We start from the raw sequence: 4,132 nt of genomic DNA, 5'->3' as shown, positions 1-4,132 counted from the left end.
CTATGCAAACCTGCGTCGCTGCGCTCCGACTGCCTGTCCAAGTGGATGTGGATCAGGTGTCCAAGTGAGCGTGGAATGACTGTCCAGATGATCGTGGATTGAGTGTCCAAGTGTCGTGGAATCCGCATCCATGGCATCAATAGCGTTCTCGGTTATGGAGAATGGCGATTGAAAAGTCTCATTCATGGCTTCAATCGCTGCGACGTATTTCAGTTTTACTGTCAACTGATACCTTCTTGCTCTGACGACGAAGCAAGATAAAGAGATCTGACGGATGAAAAGAACGGTTTGGCAGTTGGGGTTTGGCACACTGCTTCTGACTTCCGGGTTTTCTCCGAACGGAGTAGGCCCGATGACGGCCTTGGCTGAACCGAATGCCGTGACATTTCCGCCGCTTGATCAACTTGAGCAATACACAACTGTACGACGTGGCGTGACCAGAGAACACATGCTAACTAACCAGGCTGCGCTTGATGCCCTTCATACGGGCCAACCTGTTCCTACTGGATCGCATGTCGTCTTGGTGGATTACCAGAGTGATGTCCTCCATCGATATCTAATCGCGCAAAAAATGGGGGACGGTATTGACGACTGGGAGTATCAGTGGTCATGGCATTGCTGAGTTTAGGTTTGAATATTTCTTACCAAAGCGAGATCGGAACAGTGGTGCTTCGGATTGCTGCGGTATTGATGGCAGGTTACGGGGTATGGAGCTTCATTATGTGATGGTGGTGGCGCGAGTGATCACTCGGAGGGCCCCGTTAACGAGTGACGCAGCGTCCCCAGGAGGCAAAGAATTAGCGGTCATCGGATCCTAAAAACATTCTTGTGTACCCGGAAACTGAACTCGCGGCACCGCCCAAGGAAAAGGCGCGTGCAGGACGAATGAATCCTGTTGGCGTGCCTGTGTTTTATGGCGCATTTGATCGCGACACGTGCATCGCAGAGCTGCGCCCCTCGGTGGGCGGTATGGTGCTAAAGATCATGGCGCCACCTGATTTATGTTTGACTCGACCCAATTGCGCATCCGCTGCCAGCGGCGCTCAGGAGTTTCGGGAACCCACTTACACCGGCCGCCTTCTTGATGCGCCCGGATGCTCGTCATTCTCGAAGACTATTTCCGCCGCCATCGCCTCTGCGATACCGAAAGCCTCCGACACGCTTTCTCGGCAATACGCATCAATGCTGCTCATGTCGATTCCGCGCTTGGCGCCAAGAACACCCAGGGTGCAAAACTGTCCATCGGCTTCAAGGGTGTCTGTTACAAGCCGCTTATCAGGTATGGTATCCAGAGCGCCCCTCAGTTCAACCAGGAACGCCTGCCCGCGCTTTCCTTTGACGCCCGACTTGACGACGCCACGCCAGCAAATCAAATCCCAACCACCGCAATCGTCGCTGTATCCGCTGCGGATCATGATTTCACCTCGCGGCGAGCCCATTGCACGTATGGCCGCTGGTCGAAAAGTAATGCTTCATCCAAGGTGTGGGCTGAAGTGTGGGCTGGGGTTGTTTATCAGACAAAAGAAACGACAAAGCCCTGAATAATCAGGGCTTTGTCGTATAAAGATGGCGGAGGCGATGTCATCGATGGATGGCGCCTGGTGGATGACTCCCCAAGTGGACGCCAGAAATGTATCTGTTCAAGATATTATTTTTCGGAGCTCCACTGAATGCTAATTAATTGGCGAACAGAGGCAATTGATCGCTAGAGGTAGTTGCGAAAATTTTTTCAAGACGTTCCCCTAGCAATCTCCAAGCCTCGGTTTTTTCCTTGGCATAATCATGATGAAGATAATGTCGACGAACCTTTGATCCACCAAGTACATGATTTTGGCAGCGATCAATTATCTCTATTGTTATACCGAGCTCTTGCATCATAGTTGCGCCTGTTCGGCGCAAATCGTGAGGGGTCCATTCACCCTTGCTTCCCTTGTTGAGCACCAATGAGTCATCGTGGTGGCGACCAATAAGTGGTTTACTGCGTTTTTTGAATCGGCACTGCCGGTCACCGATCAACTTGCTAACTGTCTTCGTATCGACATGGCTTTTCTCGACTTTGCTGGGGAAGCAGTACGGCGTATGTCCGCTTTCCCTTTGCAATAGCTTGAATTGTGTCAGCACGAAAGAGGACATAAATACGTGATGATCCTGACGTCTGCCCATATGTCCTTTGGTGGATTCGGCTGGAATGAGCCAGGTCCCTTTTTCCAGATCCACGTATCTCCATTCAGACTTGAGCAGTTCTCCGATGCGGCAGAGGGTACCCAGACAGATCCAGACTGCGCATTGCACGCGTGGGTTTACTGGGCGGATACCAGCGTATTTCTGGCCTGCGGGTAGGGCGTCATAGTCGTGTGCCAGACGCGCGAAGATGTCGCGCAATTCGCGAATTTCATCAGGAGAAAGTACGCGGTCGCGTTGTTCTTGGTAGTCGTGATCGAGCAGTTTGTTGGCGTCTATCAAGTAGGCCGGATTTCCATCGACCATTAGGGTGCGCCACGGCTTGCGTTTCTCAGCCCAGCGCAGCATCTGGCCGATGTCCTTACTGCGAATCACAATGGCACGGTTCAGGCCGCGGGCTTTGACCGAGCGTAGGACAGTGAGCAGATCTTTCTCGGTGAGGTTGCGCAGCGGCTTATCGCCAATGACTGGTAACACGTCCTTGGTGAAGCTGCGGCGCAGTTCAGCGTTTCCATCCTGGCGGGATACGCCGTCGCGAATCCACTCCTCGAAGAGATCAGTGACTGTCTTGTTCTCTCCCGCCTGACGTTCGGCCTCAGCGATGGTGGCGACAATGGCAGCCTCGGCTTCGATTCTCGCGGCCTTGCGGGCGATGATGGGGTCTATGCCTTTAGTGATGCTCACTCTCATTTCGTCACGCTCGGCACGAATTTGCGCCAGCGATTTCTTCGGCCAACTGCCCAAACGGTGATCACGTTTGGTTCCGTGCAGTTTGAACTCGTAGCGAAATAGGAGAGTAATGCCGCGTACACCGGCGCGAACCTTGGCAGTCAGGCCACCGTCTTCGCGTAGCGTCCTCCCGTCATCCGCGGAGGTGAGCGCCTCCAGTTGCTTCGCCGTTAGTTTTGCCACTGTCGACCTCAGTCTGATTCCAGCGTCTTGAAATTTTGCCCCACTTTTGCCCCACCGAATCACTTGGCTGTCGATGGATATTAGTGGATCGTTATAGACGTTAATATAGCCTGAATCCCCGTAAATTCTAGATTAAAGCGTTCCATGAGAGTGTACGTTCGTCCATGGAGTTCCAGATATTAAGTGTATGGGGTGCTAGGGGTCGAGTGTTCGAATCACTCCGTCCCGACCATTATTCCTGAGTAAAATCAGACACTTAAGCCGATCAGATAGATCGGCTTTTTTGTGCCTGCGCAAAACCCGCGCAAAACTGGCGCAAAACTACCCGGTGATTTCGCTGATGTTCAGGTCCGGAATAGCCTCTGACCAGACGATTTCCTCGTGGTCCCGCTGGTAGTTTTTGGTCATGACTTCGCTCGCATGGCCTGCAATTTTCTGCCCATCCTTTCCGGCTTTCTTATACAGGTGCAGCGACAGTGCTCGCACTTCGTGGAAGCCCGGCATCTCTTCCTCCTTCCATCCTGCGTAGCAGTTGGCGGCCTCCCGGGCTTCCTTGAATGCCCGCGTCAAATACCGTTCTTCAACCTTCGTCCAGTGATCCTTGGTCTGAGCCTGCTTTTGTTTCAAGCGATCAGGCTTGCGGTGCACTAGGTACGGTGACGCGGTGTCGTCACGGCATCGGCTAATCACAGCCTGCAATTCAGGTGTCACCCGGAAGCGGATCCACGCCGCGTCACTGGCCTTTGCCGTCTTCTTCTGTACCAAGTACAGGAAACCCTCTCGAACGCCGTCGAAGCGCATGTCCAGAATGTCCGTCCGGCGCTGGGCGGTGATCACGGCGAGGTCAATCGCGTTCTGTAACCAGGCTGGCGCTTTCTACCGGATGGCTTTCAAGCCTTCGACGGTGTGGCGTTTGCGCTGTTTCTTCTCTATGCGGTTGATCGTGCTGGCCGCCGGGTTGTCCGGGCACAGGCCTTTCGCGGCGGCATGGTTGAAAATGTCGATCAGCAGTGCGCGGCACTGATTCGCTGTCCGGGGG

3 protein-coding genes and 2 pseudogenes are annotated in these 4,132 nt (G+C 53.6%); 2 read left to right on the top strand and 3 right to left on the bottom strand.

Going from position 1 to position 4,132, the window contains the following annotated elements; translation table 11 throughout:
• The first annotated feature begins 352 nt into the window (after positions 1–352).
• Positions 353–622 carry a hypothetical protein gene (locus tag KGA83_RS26760; RefSeq protein WP_223531239.1) on the top strand — a complete coding sequence of 90 codons (270 nt, stop codon included), beginning with the start codon at positions 353–355 and terminating at the stop codon, positions 620–622.
• 206 nt (positions 623–828) lie between these two features.
• Positions 829–951: pseudogene (locus KGA83_RS26755) on the top strand (RES family NAD+ phosphorylase); the annotation flags it as partial.
• A 113-nt stretch (positions 952–1,064) separates the two neighbouring features.
• Here the strand turns inward: KGA83_RS26755 and KGA83_RS26750 are convergent.
• The 3 genes and pseudogenes from KGA83_RS26750 to KGA83_RS26740 form a co-directional block, all read right to left on the bottom strand.
• Entirely contained in the window at positions 1,065–1,415 is a 351-nt protein-coding gene (locus KGA83_RS26750) for a hypothetical protein (RefSeq protein ID WP_223531240.1), read from the bottom strand.
• A gap of 262 nt (positions 1,416–1,677) precedes the next feature.
• Complete coding sequence (locus KGA83_RS26745; protein ID WP_223531238.1) at positions 1,678–3,093, bottom strand: tyrosine-type recombinase/integrase; 1,416 nt, start codon at positions 3,091–3,093, stop codon at positions 1,678–1,680.
• 321 nt (positions 3,094–3,414) lie between these two features.
• Positions 3,415–4,132, bottom strand: a pseudogene (locus tag KGA83_RS26740) (tyrosine-type recombinase/integrase); the annotation flags it as partial.

The organism is Pseudomonas sp. GL-R-19 (assembly GCF_019956375.1).
Taxonomy (GTDB): Bacteria; Pseudomonadota; Gammaproteobacteria; order Pseudomonadales; family Pseudomonadaceae; genus Aquipseudomonas.
Note: the sequence above shows the minus strand (reverse complement) of the source record. Positions and strands in the feature narration are given on the sequence as shown.

What these genes read in the sequence shown, in the direction of transcription:
- KGA83_RS26760 (WP_223531239.1), top strand. Translation starts at nt 353, where the DNA reads ATGACGGCCTTGGCTGAACCGAATGCCGTGACATTTCCGCCGCTTGAT.
- KGA83_RS26750 (WP_223531240.1), bottom strand. Translation starts at nt 1,415, where the DNA reads ATGATCCGCAGCGGATACAGCGACGATTGCGGTGGTTGGGATTTGATT.